Here is an 18,434-nt window from a genome sequence, read left to right as displayed (position 1 = left end):
GTACATCCGCCCGGGCTGGCGACCGCAGCCGCCTGAGCACGGGGGCGATCGCCTGCCTTAGGCAGCCACGCCGGCGCCGGCCGCCTGCCGGTCGGCGTGGTACGACGAGCGCACCATCGGTCCGGAGGCGACGTGGCTGAAGCCCAGCGCATTGCCGTACTCCTCCAGCGCCTTGTATTCCTCCGGCGTCCAGTAGCGCATCACCGGATGGTGGTGCGGCGTCGGCTGCAGGTACTGGCCGATGGTGATCATGTCCACATCGTGCGCGCGCAGGTCGCGCAAGGTGGCCTGCACCTGTTCCATCGTCTCGCCCAGGCCGAGCATGATGCCGGACTTGGTGGCGATGGACGGATGCTGCGCCTTGAAGCGCTGCAGCAGGGTCAGCGACCACTGATAGTCGGCACCGGGACGCACGTTCGGATACAGGTCCGGCACGGTTTCGATGTTGTGGTTGAACACGTCCGGCGGGCTGAGCGCCAGGATCTCCAGCGCGCGGTCCATGCGGCCCTTGCCGCGGAAGTCCGGGGTCAGGATCTCGATGCGGGTCCTGGGTGAACTGACCCGGATGGCCGCAATGCAGTCGACGAAATGCTGGGCACCGCCGTCGCGCAGGTCGTCGCGGTCCACGCTGGTCACCACCACGTACTTCAGGCCCATGTCGGCCACGGTGGTGGCCAGGCTGGCCGGCTCGTTCGCATCCGGCGGCTTGGGCCGACCGTGCGCCACATCGCAGAACGAGCAGCGCCGCGTGCACACCTCGCCCAGGATCATGAAGGTCGCGGTGCCGTGGCTGAAGCACTCGTGGATGTTCGGGCAGCTGGCTTCCTCGCAGACCGTGACCAGGCGGTTTTCGCGCAGCTTGGCCTTGAGGTTCTGCACTGCATTGCCGGACGGAATCCGCACGCGGATCCACGACGGCTTGCGCAGCACCGGCGCATCGACGAACTGCACCGGCGAGCGATTGATCTTGTCGCCACCGATCTGCTTGACGCCGGTCTGCAACGGCGCAGGTGCGGCGGAGTCGCCGGAGACGACCTGCAAGGGAATGGAACGGGCGATAGGCTGGGTCATGGCAATAACGGGCGCTCAGGCCGGAAGCGAAAGGTCGGGCAACGCGGACGCGGGCTGCAGGACGAGACCGAACTGGCGCGCCAGCTGATCGAGCAGCACCGCCTTGACGGCGTCCATCCCGGAGGGGCCGCCCAAGTCTAGCACCGAGGTCACCTGCAGGCCCTGGTAGCCGCAAGGATTGATGCGGTGGAACGGCTCCAGGTCCATCGCCACGTTGAACGACAGGCCGTGGAAGGTGCAGCCGCGCCGCACCCGGATGCCGAGCGCGGCGATCTTGGCCCCGCCCACGTACACGCCCGGCGCGCCGTCGCGGCGCTCGGCGACGATGTTCCACTCTTCCAGCGTGTCGATCAGCGCCTGCTCGATCTTGCACACGTAATCGCGTACGCCGATCCTGAGCCGGCGCAGATCCAGCAGCGGATAGACCACCAGCTGGCCCGGGCCGTGGTAGGTCACCTGGCCACCACGATCGACCTGCAGCACCGGAATCTCGCCCGGCGCCAGCACGTGCTCGGGCTTGCCGGCCTGGCCCAGCGTAAACACCGGCGCATGTTCGACCACCCACACCTCGTCGGCCGTGGTTTCATCACGCGCATCGGTGAACCGCTGCATCGCGCGCCACACCGGCGCGTACTCCTGTCGACCGAGATCGCGCCACTGCGCCGGCAGGGCGGGGACAGGGCCCGCCGGCGCCTGCACCGCTACAGCGTCCACTTCACTTCCGGATGGTCGCGCAGCGCCTGGTGCGCAGCGTCGAACTGCGCGCGGCTTTCGGCGCGGAAGCCGATCTTGACCGAGACATACTTGCCGCTGGACGAATGCTTCCAGCTGATGCTTTCCTCCAGCAGCTCCACGCCGGTGGCGGCGAGCAGGCGCGGAAGTTCGCTTTCCAGCCCGCGCTCGGCCGCGCCCATGGCGCTGAGCTCGAAGGTGCCGGGAAACTGGAAGCCGTGATCGGGGTTGTCGGTGCTGATTTCCATCCGCCCATTATCGGGACGATGGCGGACAAACCCAAGCCCGCAGTACGTGGGAAAGAACAACGGGGCCACCGGGGCCCCGTCGTTTCACGCCAGACGCGTCACGCCCGGCATGGATGGCGCTAATTGCTTATTTGGACAGTTCCAGCATGGCCGACGAGACCCAGCCGCGATTGCCCATTTCGTCTTCGACTTCCCACATGACGCCTTCCTTGGTGCCGGTCGGGTACAGCATCATGCCCGGCTCCAGCGTGCGCACGGCTGCGCCAGTGCCCTTGGCATTGCCCAACAGACGCCCCGCACGGGTCACGGTCACAGCCTGCTGCACATTGGATGCAGCCGCGTTGCCGGACAGACCGCCGAGCTGGGTGACGACGTCGGTGTAAGCCTGCAGATAGGCCAGGGTGATCACCTGGCCGATCTCGGTGTTGGCATAACCGCCGGCACCGGCCGCGCCGTAGTCGCCGCCGGTGAAGACGTTGCCACGCGCGCCCCAGCCCAGGTCGGTCTTCTTGGCGTTGCCTTCGGCCATGGCGACCTGTTCGGAGGAGCGCACATCGGTGATGGTCAGCACCACGTCAGCGGTCTTCTTGTTGAGGTTCAGGCCACCGACCAGGTTGCCGGCATTGCCACCCACCAGGCCGCCCAGCATGCCGGCAATGGCACTGCCGCCGGCATTGTGGTTCTGCGAAATGAGGTCCGGCGTCATCACATAATCGGCTGCGCGGATCTGGCCCTTGCCCACGTTGGAACGTGCGCGCAGATCGCCGTTTGCCGCCATATCGCGCTCGCGCTGCGATGCCGCCATGCCCGCGCCACGGTCCACCAGGGTGAAGCAGCGGGAACGGTTGACGAAGACCTTGATCAACTTGGATGGCGCCGGCAATTGCTGACCGGACCACCAGTTGACTGCGTCCTCAGGCTCGATCACCGACAGGCTGCCCAGCGGCTTGGCACACACCGGGATCTGCGCGACGGCATCCTTGCGCTGATCCTGTGCGGAGCCCTTGAAGGCATCCTTCAGTCCGGCCAGGGCCGGCGCGCTGACGCTGGCCAGTGCAATGCCAACCACGCCGGACAACAGCGCTGCGCTCACAGAAATCGTCTTGCTCATATTGTTCCCCTGACACCTGCGCTGCCGTCGGCAAACGCGATCCGTTGTGATGAAACGGCCTGAGAAGGCCGCCGTTCCTTGGGGCTGGTTTCCCCGGGGGCGGATCATATGCTATTCGCGCGAGCTTTTCATGGCCGTCATACCGCAAATGGAACGGACTGGTGTTCCAGACCCCGCCGCTGCATCCAGGCGGCTCGGGCATGATCCCTCCTGCACATTCACGCGGCGCAGCCGTGGCCGCAGGCACCTTTGCCCCACATCGTCCTTCCTACCTTCCCAGGCCCTCCATGCTTCGACCGCGCGCGTTGACCGCTGCCCTGCTGCTTTCTCTTTCCGGGCTGTCGATGCCGGCCCTGGCCGCCGACCAGTGCGACTCCAGCAGAATGAGCCGGACCCCGCCGGCGGTGAACTTCCGGGTCGACAATGACCTGTTCGGTGGGGAGGACCAGGATCAGGGCTACTCCAATGGTGCGGTACTGACGCTGGTCTCGCCCAACCTGGTCGACTACACCGACGACCCCTGCCTGCCACGCACCGCGCGCTGGGTCAACGGCTACCTGGAGCGCCTGCATCCAGGCGAGTTCGAGCAGCAGAACATGGTGTTCTCGATCGGGCAGGCGATTTTCACCCCCACCGATCCCACCCGCCGCGATGTGATCCCCGACGATCGCCCGTATGCGGGCATCCTGCTGGCGAGCTTCGGCTACAACGCGCGCAACGATGCGCAGCTGCGCACCACCCAGCTGCAGATCGGCGTGGTCGGCCCATGGGCATTTGCGCAGGAAGCGCAGGACGCCATCCACGACATCCTGGGCGACGAGAAGTTTCAGGGCTGGGACAACCAGCTGCACAACGAGCCGCTGATCAACCTGGTGCACGAGCGCATGCGCCGCTGGCCGGGCGATGCGGCGGTCAATGCGGACGGCTTCGGCTGGGACTTCATTTCGCATTGGGGCGGCTCGGTCGGCAACATGGCCACGCATCTGAATGCCGGTGGCGAGGCACGCTTTGGCTGGAAACTGCCGGACGACTTCGGCAGCACCCCGACCCGCCCGGCCGGCGAGAACACCGCCCCCAGCCGGCTCGGGCGCGCCAGCGGCTGGTCGGGCCATCTGTTCGTGACCACCGATGCGCGCTGGGTGTTGCGCGACATCACCCTGGACGGCAACACCTTCCGCAACAGCCACAGCGTGGACAAGCGCGCGTTCGTTGGCGATGTCGGCTACGGCCTGGCGGTGATGTACGGCCGCTGGAAGTTCGCCATCGCCCGCTACCACCGCACCCGCGAATTCGACACCCAGCGCGAAACGCCGGTGTATGGCAGTTTCACGATCAGTCGGATGCTTTGAGGGCTGGGAATCGGGAATTGGGAAAAGGGAATAGGTAGAACAAGAGCGACACCCCGCCTCTCCGATTCCCGATTCCCGATTCAAAAGAAAAAGCCGGCTTTCGCCGGCTTTTTCTTTGGATCATTCCGATTCCCACCACATCCAGAACGCATCCCAGAGGCGCTTGAAGAATCCGCCTTCTTCCACGGCATTGATGGCGACCAGCGGGGCCTGGGCGATGATCTTGCCGTCCAGGCTGACCTTGACGGTGCCGATCTGCTGGCCCTGCTTGATCGGGGCCTGCAGGTTCTTGGCCACTTCCATGCTGGGCTTGAGGTCGTTGTAGCGGCCGCGTTGCAGGCTGACCAGCAGCGGCTGGGCCACGCCGAGCTGCACTTCGTCCTGCTCGCCCTTCCAGACCTTCTGCTTGGTCACGACCTTGCCGGGCGCGTACAGGCTGTGGGTTTCGAAGAAGCGGAAGCCCCAGTTGAGCAGGGCCAGGCTGTCGTCGGCACGCTGGCGCTCGGACGAATCGCCCATCACCACCGCCACCAGGCGCTGGTCGCCGCGCTTGGCCGAGCTCAGCAGGCAGTAGCCGGCCTCGGAGGTGTGGCCGGTCTTGATGCCGTCCACCGCCGGGTCGCGCCACAACAGCAGGTTGCGGTTGTTCTGCTTGATGCTGCCGACCTGGAATTCCTTGATCTTGTTGTAGGCGTAGGTCTCCGGGTAGTCGCGCACCATTGCGCGGCCCAGCATGGCCAGGTCGTAGGCGGTGGAATGGTGGCCTTCGGCGCTGAGGCCGTGCGCGTTGACGAAGTAGGAGTCCTTCATGCCGATCTTGGCGGCGTAGCTGTTCATCAGCGAGGCGAAGGCCTCTTCGCTGCCGGCCACATGCTCGGCCAATGCGATCGCGGCATCGTTACCGGACTGGATCGCCATGCCCTTTTCCATGTCTTCCAGACGCGCGGTCTGGTTGACCGGGAAACCGCTGTAGCTGCCGTCGGTGCCGGCGCCGCCCTCGCGCCAGGCGCGCTCGCTCATCATGACCTGGTCGTCGCGCTTGACCTTGCCGTTCTTGATTTCGGCAGCGACCACGTAGGACGTCATCACCTTGGTGATGCTGGCCGGCGCCAGCTGCTGGTGGATGTTTTCACCGGCCAGCACCTGCCCGGTGGCGTAATCCATCAGGATCCACGACTTGGACACGGCCGGAGCGGGTGCGGGCGGAACCGGGACGGCGGCCGGCGCAGCGGCAACGGCAGGCGTCGGCTGCGGCGCAGGCGTCTGGGCGCAGACCAGGCCAAAGGCGAACGTGGCCACCGCAGCGGCGGCGAAGCGGAATTTCATTGAAGAACGACTCCTGACGGGCCCGAAGGCTGGGTAATGCGAAATTGTAAGGCGCCGCGGCGATCAGGGCGACGCGCCAGCGGCCGCGCGCGCCTGCGCAGTTCAGCGATGGCGGCAGGTGGCGTGCCGAACGTGGCTGACGCACTGGGCGATCGAGCAAGCTGCATGGGGGCGCGTCGTGATCGCGGCTGCCCGACGATACCTTTCGAGAGCGGGCGGCGGCCTACCCGCCGACGCCCTGGCTGCAGGATCGATCGTAGCTAGTTGGCAACGATCTGCGGACGCCCGAAGCCCAGCCCGGCGATGCGCTGCGCGATTTCCGAGGCATTGGCGTGGTCGCGCGCGTTGACGCGCAGCCGCCACAAGGTACGGCCGCCGCTGACGATGTCGCTGACGCTGGCGCCGGCAATGCCGGCCGAGGCCAGCTGCGACAGCGCGCGGTTGGCGTTTTCGCGGCTGGCGAAGCTGGCCACCTGCAGCAGGATGTCGCCCAATGCCGCCTCGGCCACGCTCGGCGCCTTGACCGGTACCGGTTCGCTCCTGAGCGGACGTGCTGGCGCGCTGTCGGCAGGCTTGATCGCCGCCACCGCGACCGGGGCGGCTGGCGCGGCCGCCACCGGAACGGACGAGGCCGGCCGCGGCGCGGCGGCAGCCGGCTTGCCGGTGGCCACGCGCACGCCCTGCGCCTTCATCCAGGCATCGAAATTGTCCGCATTGCCGGGCTGGCGCGAGTCGGCCACGCGGTAGCGCCAACGCTCGCCCGCGGGAACCGCAGCAGTCCCGGCACTGCTTGCCACTGCGGCGGCGACCGGAGCGGCGGCGCTGGCGGCCCCTGCGCGCGGAGCGGCGGACGGCACTGTGCGGGTAGGCAGACGCTGCACCAGGCCATCGATCTGGCTGGCGCTGGCGGCCGGCCGTGCGGCGGCCACCGCGGTGCTGACCGGTGCGCTGCCGCTGCGGCGCTTGGCCAGCAGATTGCCGTTGTCGGCTTCGGTCAGGCCACGCACCTCGACGTTGCCGGTGCCCTTGCCGGTGATGCCCAGCTTGACCGCGGCGGCGTAGCTCAGATCGATCACGCGCCCGTCGTGGAACGGGCCGCGGTCGTTGACGCGCACAACCACCGAATCGCCGGTGTCGGTATTGGTCACCAACGCAAAGCTGGGCAGCGGCAAGGTCTTGTGCGCGGCGGTGAAGGCGTACATGTCGTAGACCTCCTTGTTGGAGGTCAGCCGGCCGTGGAACTTGCTGCCGTAATACGAGGCGGTCCCGCGTTCGACATAGTCGCCGGGGCTGTCCATCACCACGTAGCGCTTGCCCAGCACCTCATACGGCGAGCGGTTGCCCACCGCCGAGCGCGGCTCGTTGGTGACCAGCGGTTCGGGGATGCAGGCCACGTTGGGCACATGGTCCGGCGTGGTGTCCTTGACGCCGGGCTTGTACAGGCCGCCGGCGGTGTAGTCGCCGCGCGTGGACGGGTCTTCCTTGGCGGCCGCGTACGGCGAGGTCGAGGGGCAACCGGTGGCGACATACGCCGGCCCCTTGCCGTCGACCTTGACGCCCTTGATGGCGCCGCTTCCGCCGGTGCCGGCGCTCTTCTTCGGTGCACTGCTACAGGCCGCCAGGCCGAGCATCAGCGCCATCGGGATCAGCCACTTGGGGCCTGTCGTGCTGTTCATGCCGGGGGTAACTCCTTGCCGGCGATGGCCTCGGACAGCTGGAACACGGCCATCGCGTACATCTTGGAAATGTTGTAACGGGTGATCGCGTAGAAATTCTGGAAGCCCAGCCAGTACTGCTTGCCGTTGGCATCGTCCAGGGTGATCGGAGTGGCGGTAGTGCCGGCCACCACCGGCGCATTGGGGTGGTAGCCGCGCGCGGACAGATCGGCCAGCGTGTGCACCGGCGACCAGTCGGTGGGATTGAATTCCTCGTGGCCGGCGGCCAGCGTGGCCGGCACCGCGACCTGGCCACCGCGCACCCAGCCGCCCTTCTTGACAAAGTAGTTGGCCACCGAGGCGAACACGTCGTTGTGGTCGGTGAACAGGTTGCGCTTGCCGTCGGCATCGCCATCGACGGCGAACTGGCGGTAGCTGGACGGCATGAACTGGCCCATGCCCATCGCGCCGGCATAGCTGCCGATCAGCGTGGTGACATCGAGCTGCTCTTCCTTGCCGAGCGCGAACAGCTGGCCGAGTTCATCGCGGAAGAACAGCTCGCGACGCACTTCGCGTTCGAGCTTGGCCGGGTCGCCGCTGCGCGGGTAGCGGAACGCCAGCGTGTACAGCGCGTCCAGCACGCGGTACTTGCCGGCGTTGCTGCCGTAGCTGGTTTCCACCCCGATGATGGCCACGATCACCTGCGCCGGCACGCCGGTGGCTGCTTCGACCTTGCTCAGCTCTGCACGATGTTCGGCCAGGAACTTGCGGCCGCCATCGATGCGCGCCTGGGTGATGAACATCGGGCGGTATTCGTTCCACGGCTTGACCCGCTCGGCCGGGCGCGACATCGCGGTGACGATGGCGTCCTTGAACTGCGCCTGCGCCAGCACCGCTTCGATCTGTGCGGCGTCGATGCCGTACTTGGCAGCGGTGTCGCGCACGAAGTTGGCACGGGCGATCTCGAACGGCACCGGGGTCAGGTCCACCGGCGGCAGCGCGGGCGCTTCGGCAGCCGCACTGACGGGCGCGACCGGGGTGCTCGGCGGCTTGGCCGGGGGCGCGCTGGCGGCCGGCGGCGGGGTCGGAGGGCTGGGCTGGGTCGCGCAGGCGACAAGGCCGAGGGTGAGCAGGCAGGTCAGAGTGCGTCGAATCATCGGCCGAGGGTAACAGAGAACAGATGAACTTCTGGCAATAAGGCCATGAAAGGAAAGAGCTTTGAGTGGCGGGGATTCGGGATTCGGGATTCGGGATTCGGGATTCGGGATTCGGGATTCGGGATTCGGGATTCGGGATTGGGGATTGGGGATTGGGGATTGGCCGGTGCCGCGCGGAATGGGGAATGGGGAATGGGGAATGGGGATACGGGGTGCTGCGCGTGTGCGGCCCCGGATTTGTCTGTCACGGCAGGCCGGGGCTGGCGCGGCATCGCGTTCGGCGCCGTGCCGTGGGGCCTGCTTTGGTTTCTTCACCTGGCGGCCTGATCGGCCGCCTTGGGTCCCTTCGCTGGCACTTCAGCCGTCAGGCGCGGCCGGGTGGCCGCGCCTGGTTGATTACAGGGCCGGGAAGCGCGGTGCGGTCGAGCAGGTAGGCACGCTGCCGCCGAGTTGCACGCTGGGCGTGGTGACGTTGCTGCCGATTGGGGTGAGCGCGCTGTTGCTGAGCCCGATCCGCGCGTCGCTGGCGGTGACCGCGGTATTGCCGGTGGCCACGTTGGCCAGTGTCAGGTCCAGCGGCGTCTGCGCATCGAAACCTCTCAGGATCCAGCCCTTGCCCTTGAGGCCGGCATCGCCGGTGGTGCGCAGGCCGTTGACGACGATGTCGCTGAAGCTGGGCTTGGTGCCGCTGCCGCCGGTCGCATAGAACGGGTTGATCACCAGCGGGCTGGTCACCCCGTACAGGCAGGTATTGCGATAGGTCACCAGGCTGACCGGGCCGCCCTTGGCCAGGCTGGTCTTGATGCGCAGCCCGGTGTTGTCGGTGCTGCGATTGCCGGCATCGTCGCTGGCCGTGATGGCGTTGTTGTCGACCAGCACGTTGTTGACCCCGGACATCACCTCGCTGCCGATCGAGATGCCGTGGGTGCCGTAGCAGCGGTTGTCGCGCACGCTGATGTTGCCGGACCTGGACGCAATGGTCTTGATCGCCACGCAGTCGTCGCCGCCCATCACATCGTTGTCGACCAGGCTGGCGTTGAGCACGCTGTCCAGATCCAGGCCGTCGGTGTTGGGGCTGGTGGCCGGCGATTTCACCCGCACGCCCCAGATGGTCAGGCCATCGACGATGTGCGCGAAGAAATGAAAGTACGCCGCGTTGATCAGATTGACGTGGTAGAGGGTGAACGTGGTGGAGTTCTGCACCTTGATCAGGTCCGGGCTGTTCTGCACCTGGCCGGCAGTCTTGGCGTTTTCGCCGAATTGCCACCAGGTGGTGGTCCTGCCGAGCATGGGCAGGTCGCCACGCCCATCGATCGTGCCCTGCCGCCCGCCGGTGCGTACGCCCATCACGCCGGACCTGGCGCCCTTGATGCCGATCAGCGGCAGGCAGCCACCGCTCTTGGCGCCCGCAACGCCGCAACCGCTGCCGTAATCGGCCGGATTGCGCGAGCCGTACAGGGTCACGCCCTGATCGACGACCAGGGTGACGCCGGTGGGAATCGTCAGCGGGCCGCTGAGAAACGCGTCGCCGGTGCCGGCCTTGAGCAGCACGCTGCCGTTCTTGCCGGTGCAGGCCGTCAACGCGGCCTGGATGGTCTTGGTATCAGGCGGCGCGCTTTCCAGCGCGGCATCGAACAGGCGCCCGCTCGGCGTGTGGCTGGCGCTCACCGCCTGGCAGGTGGCAGGAATCGCCGGCTCTGACACGGCGCGCGCATCGCCGCTGGCAAGGGTGATGGCGCCGGCGTGTGCAGCGAACGTCAGACAGACACCGCCGATGGCGGCGCTTAGCAATTTCATGGAAGAGGTCACCGGAAAGAGGAATGGTGCGCGCCTGCAGCTGCAACGCGACGCAGCCGCGGGCAGACAGCGGCGCATCGGACTCTACGGCGCAACGCCCCCACCCACAGAAGGCGAGCGAACCCGGTGCCGCACGCGCGAAGCGGCCCTGCGTCGGCGTGTCGTCATTGCAACGCAGCGCGCACAACCGCACGCGTCCTGCGCAGTGTCAGCGGCGTGTCATGCGCCTGTCGCACGCGGCGTGGTGCACCTGGTTGGCCATGATTCGTTCTGGCGAGGCGGGTACGCCTGCCACCGTGGGCTGCAGCACGCGCCGGCTCAGTACCAATGCACCGGACGGTGCGTCTTGACCGCCATCACCAGGCCCAGCCCGGCCAGCAACGACACCGCCGAGGTGCCGCCGTAACTCATCAGCGGCATCGGCACGCCCACCACCGGCAGCAGGCCGGAAATCATGCCGCCGTTGACCAGCACGTAGACGAAGAAGGCCAGCCCGGTGGCACCGGCGACCAGGCGCGAATAGGTGTCGCGCGCCTGCGAGGCGATCCACAGGCAGCGCGCGATCACGATCAGGTACAGGCTGAGCACGGTCGCCACGCCGATCCAGCCGAATTCTTCACTGAGGACCGAGAACGCAAAGTCGGTGGTCTGTTCGGGGATGAAGTTCAGGTGCGACTGCGACCCCAGTCCCCAGCCCTTGCCGTCGAAGCCGCCGGAGCCGATCGCGATCTTGGACTGGATGATGTTCCAGCCGGCGCCCAGCGCATCGTTTTCCGGGTTGAGGAACATCATGATGCGGTCCTTCTGGTACGGCCGCAGCAGCCAGAACCAGGCCACCGGCGCGGCCGCCGAGACGCCGCCCACGCCCACCGCCACCCACCACCACGGCAGGCCGGCCAGCAGCAGCACGAACACCCCGCTGGCGGCGATCAGCACGCCGGTGCCGAAGTCCGGCTGCAGCATGATCAGGGCGGTCGGCACGCCGATGATCACGCCGGTCACCAACACGGTGGAGATGCGCGGCGGCAACGGCATGCGGTGCAGATACCAGGCCGCCATCATCGGCAGGCTGATCTTGAGCAACTCGGCCGGCTGCAGGTAGAACAGTTTCAGATCCAGCCACTGGCGGCCGTATTTGCCGGTGCCCAGCGCGAATACCGCCAGCAACGGCAGCATCGACAGGCCGTACACCCATGGCGTCCAGGCGCGCAGGCGCAGCACCGACATGCGCGAAATGCCCCACATCGCGGCCAGGCCGATGACAAAGCGCACGGCTTGCGCCATCACCAGATGATCGCCGTTGGCGGCGCCGCCGGCGCTCTTGAGCACCGACAGCCCGATCACCATCAGCGCCCCCAGCGCCAGGCACAGCACCCAGTCCAGGCTGCGCGTGAAGCGCGCCACCATGTCCACCAGCCAGCGCAGGATGTCACTCAATGGTCGGTCTCCTGGACCGCATCGGGCACATCCGGCACCACCGGCTGCGCCGGCGTATTGGGGTCCAGGGCCACCGCGGTCTGGCCGATCACCACCGGCAGCTCGTCCAGCGTGGCCGCGGCCGCATCGCCGGCCTGGCGCGCATCGGTGGCGCCGGCTTCGAACTGGTTGACGCCCACCGCGGTCATGCCCAGCTCGCTGTCCAGCGGCTCCAGGCCGGCGGGCAGCTTGCCGAGCAGCCAGGCGTCGAAGATCTTGCGTGCGATCGGCGCGGCCGAACTGGTGCCGAACCCGCCGCCCTCCACCGCCACCGCCACCGCGATGACCGGGTTGTCGGCCGGGGCGAAGCCGACGAACAGGCCACGGTGACGCAGATGCAGCGGCAGGCTGCGCGGATCCACCGCGGCCACGCCCTTGCGGCTGACCACCTGCGCGGTGCCGGTCTTGCCGGCCATCTGGTACGGCGCGCCGGGGGTGATCGCATAGCCGGTGCCGCCCGGACGCATGGTGTCCATCATGCCCTCGCGCACCACCTGCAGGTGCGCCGCGCTCGGGCTGATCGGCTTGCCCGGCGGCTGGATCATCGGCTGCCAGGGGTGGTCGAAGCCGGTGCGCTCCTCCAGCACCAGGTGCGGGCGCAGCAGCAGCCCGCTGGCGATCGCCGACACCCCGCGCGCCAGCTGCAGCGGCGTGACCTTCCAGTCACCCTGGCCGATGGCGATGTTGACGGTATCACCGGGGTACCAGCGTTCCTTGCGGGTCTTGTACTTGTAGGCCGGCGACGGCAGGATGCCGCCGATCTCGCCGAGCAGGTCCACCCCGGTCGGTTGACCGAAACCGTACTCGCCCATGTAGTGGTCGAACCGGTCGATGCCCATGTCCACCGCCAGGCGGTAGTAGTAGGTATTGACCGACTGGGCGATCGACTTGCGTAGATCGGTCCAGCCATGGCCGCCGCGGTGCGAGTCGCCCCAGCCGCGGCTGACCCCGGGCAGGTAGAACATGCCGGTGGACAGCACCCGGTCTTCCGGCCGGCGCAGGCCGCTGTCCAGCCCGGCCAGCGCGATCAGCGGCTTGAGCGTGGAGCCCGGCGCCACCCCGCCCAGCACCAGCCGATTGAACTGCGGCCGCGACGGGTTGTCGTTGAGCATCTTGAAGTCGGTATGCGAGATGCCGTTGACGAACAGGTTGGGGTCGTAGCTGGGCAGGCTGACCATGCCCAGGATCTCGCCGGTGCGCGGGTCCATCGCGATCGCCGCGCCTTCGTGCTCGCCGAACGCGGCCACCATCGCGCGCTGCAGGTCGGCATCCACCGACAGCCGCAGGTCCGCGCCCGACTGCGGCGCGACCCGGCCGACGGTGCGGATCGCCCGCCCCTGCACATTGGTTTCGACCTGCTCGTAACCGACCTGGCCGCGCAGATCCTGCTCGTAGTAGCGCTCCAGCCCGGACTTGCCCATGTGGGTGAGCGCGGCATTGCCCTCGCCCAGCACCGCCAGGTCCTTCTCGTCGATGCGGCCGACGTAGCCGATGATGTGCGCGAACAGCGGGCCGTACGGGTAGCGCCGGGTCAGGTACGGCTCCAGCTCCACGCCGGGAAAGCGCCAGCGCTCCACCGCAAAGCGCGCCATTTCCTCATCGCTCATGCGCAGCTTGAGCGTGACCGGCAGGAAGCTGCGGCGCGCGCGGCGCTCGCGATTGAAACGTTCCAGGTCCTCCGGCGCGATCGGAATCACCTTGCCCAGCGCGGCCAGCATGGCGTTCATGTCGGTGACCTTGTCCGGGGTCACGTCCAGGCGGAAGGCCGGCACGTTCTCGGCCAGCAGCCGGCCGGTGCGGTCGTAGATCATGCCGCGCCCGGGCACCACCGGCTTGGGCTTGATGCGGTTGGCTTCCGAGCGGGTGGCGTAGACCTCGTGGTCGAGCACCTGCAGCTTGAAGTACCAGCCGCCCAGGCCGACCAGGCAGATCACCACCATCACAAAGCCCAGCACCGCACGCCGGCGGAACTGCTCGGCCTCCGCGTGCGGGTTCTTGGGGTGACGACGCCCGTGCATGGCTTACTTCTTGCTCCGCTTGCCCAGCCGTACCGCATCCAGCAACACGAACAGCGGCGGCCACAGCGCCATGCCCAGCAGCGGCGCCCACCAGTAGCTCCACGGCAGGGTCGGCTCGCCCACCGCCAGATGCACCGCCGAGGAGACGATGCGGTCGTTGAGCAGCAGCCCGCCGATCGCCAGCGCCTGCTGCGAGACCGGGAAGAAGCGCATCCGCGCGCGGAAGCGCTGCAGGATGAAGGTCATGATCACCAGCCGCAGCGCCTGTTCGCCGAGCAGCCCGCCATACAGCAGGTCGGCCAGCACGCCGGCCACGAAGGCGATGCCCAGCCCGACCCGGTCCGGCTCCTCGATCACCCAGTACGCCAGCACCAGCGCCAGCCAGTACGGACGCAGCGGCTGCACCACCACCGGCAGCGGCAGCAGGCCCAGCACCAGCGCGATGAGGATGCTCGCCGGCAGGATCCAGGTGTTGCGCATGCGGGTCATTGCTCCGTCTCCTGCGGAGACGGACGGGATTGGGGAATCGGGAATGGGGAATCGGCAGGAGCGGTGTTCTGCGGCGTCGCGGTGGCTGCGCCCTGGTTGTTTCGGGGACGGGAATTGGGAATCGGGAATCGGGAATCGGTAGGAGCGGCCCCTTGCGACGATGCAGATGCTGCGCCTTGCCTGGTCAATCGCAAGGACGGCATCGATGCAGCACCGTTGCCGTTGCCGATTCCCGCTCCCTCATTCCCCATTCCCGACGGCTTGGCAGGCGCACTTCCTTGCGGCGGAACGGGAGTGGCCTGTCCGGTCGGCGTCGAGGCCGGCACCGATGCAGCACCGGCGCCGTTGCCACTCCCGATTCCCGATTCCCCATTCCCGATTCCCGGCGCCACGCGTAGCGGCTTGCCTGCACGCAGCAACAGCACATCGCGGCCGCGATCGAGCTTGGCGGCCGGGGTCAGTTCGCCGACCAGGAAGGCGTGGGTATCGTCCGGATGCAGTTCGGACACCTTGCCGACCGGAAAGCCGGCCGGGAAGCGGCCACCGAGGCCGGAGGTGACGATCTCGTCGCCCACCTGCACGCCGGCACTGAGCGGGATGTCGCGCAGTTCCAGCCGGTCGCCGCGGCCGTAGACGATCAGGCGCACGCCGTTGCGCGCCACGCTGACCGGCACCGCGTGGTCGGGGTCGGTCAGCAGCAGCACGGTCGAATGCAGCGGGGTCACCTCGATCACCTGGCCCATCAGCCCGCCGGCATCGATCACCGCCTGGCCCATCAGCACGCCATCGCGGCTGCCGGCATCCAGCAGCAGGCGCTGCCGGGTCGGGTCCAGGTCGATATCCAGGATCGGCGCCAGCTGCACGTCCAGCCCGCGGCGCTCGGCCACGTTGAGCAGTTCGCGCAGCTGCGCATTGTCCAACGCGGCGGTCTGCAGCCGGGTCAGGCGCGCATTGGCCACCAGCAGCTGGTTGCGCAGGTCGCGGGTTTCTTCCACCAGCTGCGCGTGGGTGGCGGCGTTGTCGCGCACCTGCGAGCCGATCCGCCCCGGCAACCCGGCCACGGCCCAGATCGGCTGGATCAGCAGGTTGGCCTGCAGGCGCACCTGGCTCAGCCAGCCCCCCCGGCTATCGAGCGCGATCAGCACGATCGCCAGCACCAGATAGACCAGCAGCCGCAGCGTGGAGGTGACTTCGCCCGGACGGGAGGCGACGGGAGGACCGGCGTAGGAGGGCACTGTCAGGGCCGGGAATGGGGTATCGGGAATGGAGAATCGGGAAGCAGTGTGCTGCCCCAGAGACGGTTGAGGCGAAAACTCACATGGGCGGGACCGCGTCGCAACCGCTCAGGAGCGCGGGCAGGGAATGCTTTCACGATTCCCTACTCCCGATTCCCGATTCCCGGACGCCTCACTCCGGCGCGAAGAACTCGTTGCCATGCATGTCCACCAGCTCCAGCGCGCGACCGCCGCCGCGGGCCACGCAGGTGAGCGGGTCGTCGGCGACCTGCACGTGCAGGCCGGTTTCTTCGGAGATCAGGCGGTCCAGGTCGCGCAGCAGCGCGCCGCCACCGGTGAGCACGATGCCGCGCTCGGCCACGTCGGCACACAGTTCCGGCGGGGTCTGTTCCAGCGCCAGCTTGACCGCCGAGATGATGCCCGACAGCGGCTCGTGCAATGCCTCGAGCACCTCGTTGGAGTTGATCTTGATCATCTTCGGCACGCCTTCGGCAAGATTGCGGCCGGAGATTTCCATCTCCTGCACCTCGTCCTGCGGATAGGCGCAGCCGATCTGCAGCTTGATGCGCTCGGCGGTGGCTTCACCGATCAGCATGCCGTGGTTGCGGCGCACGTAGTTGGTGATCGACTCGTCGAAGCGGTCGCCGCCCACACGCACCGACTGCGAGTAGACGATGCCGTTGAGCGAGATCACCGCCACCTCGGTGGTGCCGCCGCCGATGTCGATGACCATCGAACCGCGCGCCTCGGTCACCGGCATGCCGGCACCGATCGCCGCGGCCATGGGTTCTTCGATCAGGTAGACGTCGCGTGCACCGGCTTCTTCCGCCGATTCCTTGATGGCGCGGCGCTCGACCTGGGTGGAACCGGCCGGCACGCACACCAGCACGCGCGGGCTCGGGCGCAGGAAGCGCGACTTGTGCACCTTCTTGATGAAGTGCTTCAGCATTGCCTCGGTGTAGGTGAAGTCGGCGATGACGCCGTCCTTCATCGGGCGGATCGTGGTGATGTGGCCCGGGGTGCGGCCGAGCATCTGCTTGGCCTCGGCGCCGACGGCAGCCACCGAGCGCGTGCCGCCGATGGCGCGGTCCTGACGCACCGCCACCACCGAAGGTTCATTCAGCACAATGCCCTGTCCGCGCACGTAGATCAGCGTATTGGCCGTGCCCAGGTCGATGGACAGGTCGTTGGAGAACATGCCGCGGAGTTTCTTGAACATCGAGGGAGCCGTTCCTGAAAGAGTCGCTTGCCCTGTCGCCGATGCAGAACCAACTGGTCGATAAGCGGGCAGAAAACGAAGTCCACTAGCCTAGCAATCCCCCCCGGTGCGGGCAAGGAAAAATCGGCCGTTTCGGCGTGGTTTTCATGTGCCGGTCACGCCGGGCATGGCATGCGGTTGTGGCCCTGATCGATCGCAGCCGTTACCCTTTGCGCCGCGGCGCTCGCGCCGTCCCGCCGCCATGCCGGCAACTGGCGGGTATTTCCCAACGCAAAGGCCCGACTCGATGTCCGCACTGATCTGTGGTTCCCTCGCCTACGACACCATCATGGTGTTTCCGGACCAGTTCAAGAACCACATCCTGCCGGACAAGGTGCACATCCTGAATGTGTCGTTCCTGGTCCCGCGCATGCGCCGCGAGTTCGGCGGTTGCGCCGGCAACATCGCCTACAACCTGCATCTGCTCGGCGGCGCGCCGATCCCGATGGGCACCGTCGGCCAGGATTTCGGCCCGTATCGCGAACACTTCGAGGCGCTGGGCATCGACCTGTCGCGGGTGAAGATCATCGACGAGCTGTTCACCCCGCAGGCCTTCATCACCACCGACCACGACAACAACCAGATCACCGCCTTCCATCCGGGTGCGATGATGCGCAGCTACGAAAACCATGTGAAGGACGTGCCGGGCGTGACCCTGGGCCTGGTCGGCCCGGACGGGCGCGAGGGCATGATCCAGAATGCGGAAGAGTTCGCTGCCGCCGGCATTCCCTTCATCTTCGATCCCGGCCAGGCGATGCCGTTGTTCAACGGCCCGGAACTGCGCCAATTCATCGAACAGGCCGACTACGTGGTGGTCAACGACTACGAGTCCAACCTGCTGCAGGAACGCACCGGCTGGAACGAAAAGGACATCGTCTCGCGCGTGCAGGCCTACATCACCACCCAGGGCCCGAAGGGCGCGCTGGTGCATACGCCGGAAAAGACCTACGACATCCCGCCGGCGCACGAGCGCCGCGTGGTCGATCCGACCGGCTGCGGCGACGCCTTCCGCGCCGGGCTGATCTACGGCATCCAGGGCGGCTACGACTGGCTGACGATCGGGCGGATGGGCAACCTGATGGGTGCGCTGAAGGTCGAGCATCCCGGCACGCAGAATCAGCGGTTCGATTTCGGCGAGTTCAACGACCAGTTCAAGCAGCAGTTCGGCTACGCGCTCTGAGACGGCATCTGCGCCCTCTGAGGCGGCATCGGCACCGCAGGTGCGCGTCGATGTTGGAGTGTTGAGGCCGCAGCAAAGGTCGGTCGCCTGAGATCGCGGGCCGTGGCGACGGCGGGACATCTGGGTGGCCCGGTTGATGCCTGGCGCAGTTCAAGCAGCAGTTCGGCTATACGCTCTGACGCTGGCCTGATCCGCAGCGTCGAGCTCACACACCCCTTCTCCCATCGGGAGAAGGTGCCCCGCAGGGGCGGGTGAGGGTACGAGCGAGGCCTCGTGCAGTTTGAACGGCACCGGGCTTCGCACCGTCCCCTCACCCCAACCCCTCTCCCGCA

At 67.4% G+C, this 18,434-nt stretch carries 15 protein-coding genes; 2 read left to right on the top strand and 13 right to left on the bottom strand.

Features of this window, described 5'->3' with window-relative positions:
• Nucleotides 1-57 precede the first annotated feature (57 nt).
• From lipA to H7A87_RS03435, 4 genes are all read right to left on the bottom strand, one after another.
• Nucleotides 58-1,071 carry a lipoyl synthase gene (gene lipA, locus H7A87_RS03450; RefSeq protein ID WP_119129570.1) on the bottom strand — a complete coding sequence of 338 codons (1,014 nt, stop codon included), beginning with the start codon at nt 1,069-1,071 and terminating at the stop codon, nt 58-60.
• Between the two features lie 15 nt (nt 1,072-1,086).
• Nucleotides 1,087-1,683: a lipoyl(octanoyl) transferase LipB gene (gene lipB / locus H7A87_RS03445; protein ID WP_232087964.1), complete on the bottom strand. Its 597-nt coding sequence runs from the start codon at nt 1,681-1,683 to the stop codon at nt 1,087-1,089.
• Between the two features lie 89 nt (nt 1,684-1,772).
• Complete coding sequence (locus tag H7A87_RS03440; protein WP_104583778.1) at nt 1,773-2,051, bottom strand: YbeD family protein; 279 nt, start codon at nt 2,049-2,051, stop codon at nt 1,773-1,775.
• A 127-nt stretch (nt 2,052-2,178) separates the two neighbouring features.
• Nucleotides 2,179-3,162, bottom strand: a complete 984-nt coding sequence (locus H7A87_RS03435; RefSeq protein ID WP_104583777.1) for a CsgG/HfaB family protein — start codon at nt 3,160-3,162, stop codon at nt 2,179-2,181.
• Nucleotides 3,163-3,449: 287 nt separating this feature from the next.
• Here H7A87_RS03435 and H7A87_RS03430 point away from each other — a divergent pair, with 287 nt between their 5' ends.
• The gene (locus tag H7A87_RS03430) at nt 3,450-4,511 is read left to right on the top strand and encodes a lipid A deacylase LpxR family protein (RefSeq protein ID WP_104583776.1); all 1,062 of its coding nucleotides are present in this window, start codon (nt 3,450-3,452) and stop codon (nt 4,509-4,511) included.
• Nucleotides 4,512-4,631: 120 nt separating this feature from the next.
• Here H7A87_RS03430 and H7A87_RS03425 read toward each other — a convergent pair whose 3' ends face one another.
• The 9 genes from H7A87_RS03425 to H7A87_RS03385 all read right to left on the bottom strand — a co-directional run bounded on the left by H7A87_RS03425 (nt 4,632) and on the right by H7A87_RS03385 (nt 16,883).
• Nucleotides 4,632-5,837, bottom strand: coding sequence for a D-alanyl-D-alanine carboxypeptidase family protein (locus H7A87_RS03425; protein WP_104583775.1), 1,206 nt, complete (start codon nt 5,835-5,837; stop codon nt 4,632-4,634).
• 260 nt (nt 5,838-6,097) lie between these two features.
• Nucleotides 6,098-7,513: a septal ring lytic transglycosylase RlpA family protein gene (locus H7A87_RS03420; RefSeq protein ID WP_119129568.1), complete on the bottom strand. Its 1,416-nt coding sequence runs from the start codon at nt 7,511-7,513 to the stop codon at nt 6,098-6,100.
• On the bottom strand, nt 7,510-8,649 hold the full coding sequence (gene mltB / locus H7A87_RS03415) for a lytic murein transglycosylase B (protein WP_119129567.1): 1,140 nt from the start codon (nt 8,647-8,649) through the stop codon (nt 7,510-7,512). The genes H7A87_RS03420 and mltB overlap by 4 nt, the downstream gene beginning before the upstream one ends.
• A 396-nt stretch (nt 8,650-9,045) precedes the next feature.
• A complete protein-coding gene (locus H7A87_RS03410; protein WP_119129565.1) occupies nt 9,046-10,446 on the bottom strand; it encodes a glycosyl hydrolase family 28 protein in 1,401 nt (466 codons plus the stop codon).
• 318 nt (nt 10,447-10,764) lie between these two features.
• Entirely contained in the window at nt 10,765-11,883 is a 1,119-nt protein-coding gene (rodA, locus tag H7A87_RS03405) for a rod shape-determining protein RodA (RefSeq protein WP_119129564.1), read from the bottom strand.
• Entirely contained in the window at nt 11,880-13,940 is a 2,061-nt protein-coding gene (mrdA, locus tag H7A87_RS03400; RefSeq protein WP_119129563.1) for a penicillin-binding protein 2, read from the bottom strand. Before mrdA ends, rodA begins: the two co-directional genes overlap by 4 nt.
• 3 nt (nt 13,941-13,943) lie before the next feature.
• Nucleotides 13,944-14,429, bottom strand: coding sequence for a rod shape-determining protein MreD (gene mreD, locus H7A87_RS03395; protein ID WP_104583769.1), 486 nt, complete (start codon nt 14,427-14,429; stop codon nt 13,944-13,946).
• Nucleotides 14,426-15,664 carry a rod shape-determining protein MreC gene (mreC, locus tag H7A87_RS03390; protein ID WP_119129562.1) on the bottom strand — a complete coding sequence of 413 codons (1,239 nt, stop codon included), beginning with the start codon at nt 15,662-15,664 and terminating at the stop codon, nt 14,426-14,428. The genes mreD and mreC overlap by 4 nt, the downstream gene beginning before the upstream one ends.
• 172 nt (nt 15,665-15,836) lie before the next feature.
• On the bottom strand, nt 15,837-16,883 hold the full coding sequence (locus tag H7A87_RS03385) for a rod shape-determining protein (protein ID WP_006452025.1): 1,047 nt from the start codon (nt 16,881-16,883) through the stop codon (nt 15,837-15,839).
• Nucleotides 16,884-17,169: 286 nt separating this feature from the next.
• Here H7A87_RS03385 and H7A87_RS03380 point away from each other — a divergent pair, with 286 nt between their 5' ends.
• Nucleotides 17,170-18,102, top strand: a complete 933-nt coding sequence (locus H7A87_RS03380; RefSeq protein WP_104649225.1) for a carbohydrate kinase family protein — start codon at nt 17,170-17,172, stop codon at nt 18,100-18,102.
• Nucleotides 18,103-18,434 lie beyond the last annotated feature (332 nt).

Origin of the sequence: Xanthomonas sp. CPBF 426 (genome assembly GCF_903989465.1) — a bacterium.
Classification (GTDB): domain Bacteria; phylum Pseudomonadota; class Gammaproteobacteria; order Xanthomonadales; family Xanthomonadaceae; genus Xanthomonas; species Xanthomonas euroxanthea.
Note: the sequence above shows the minus strand (reverse complement) of the source record. Positions and strands in the feature narration are given on the sequence as shown.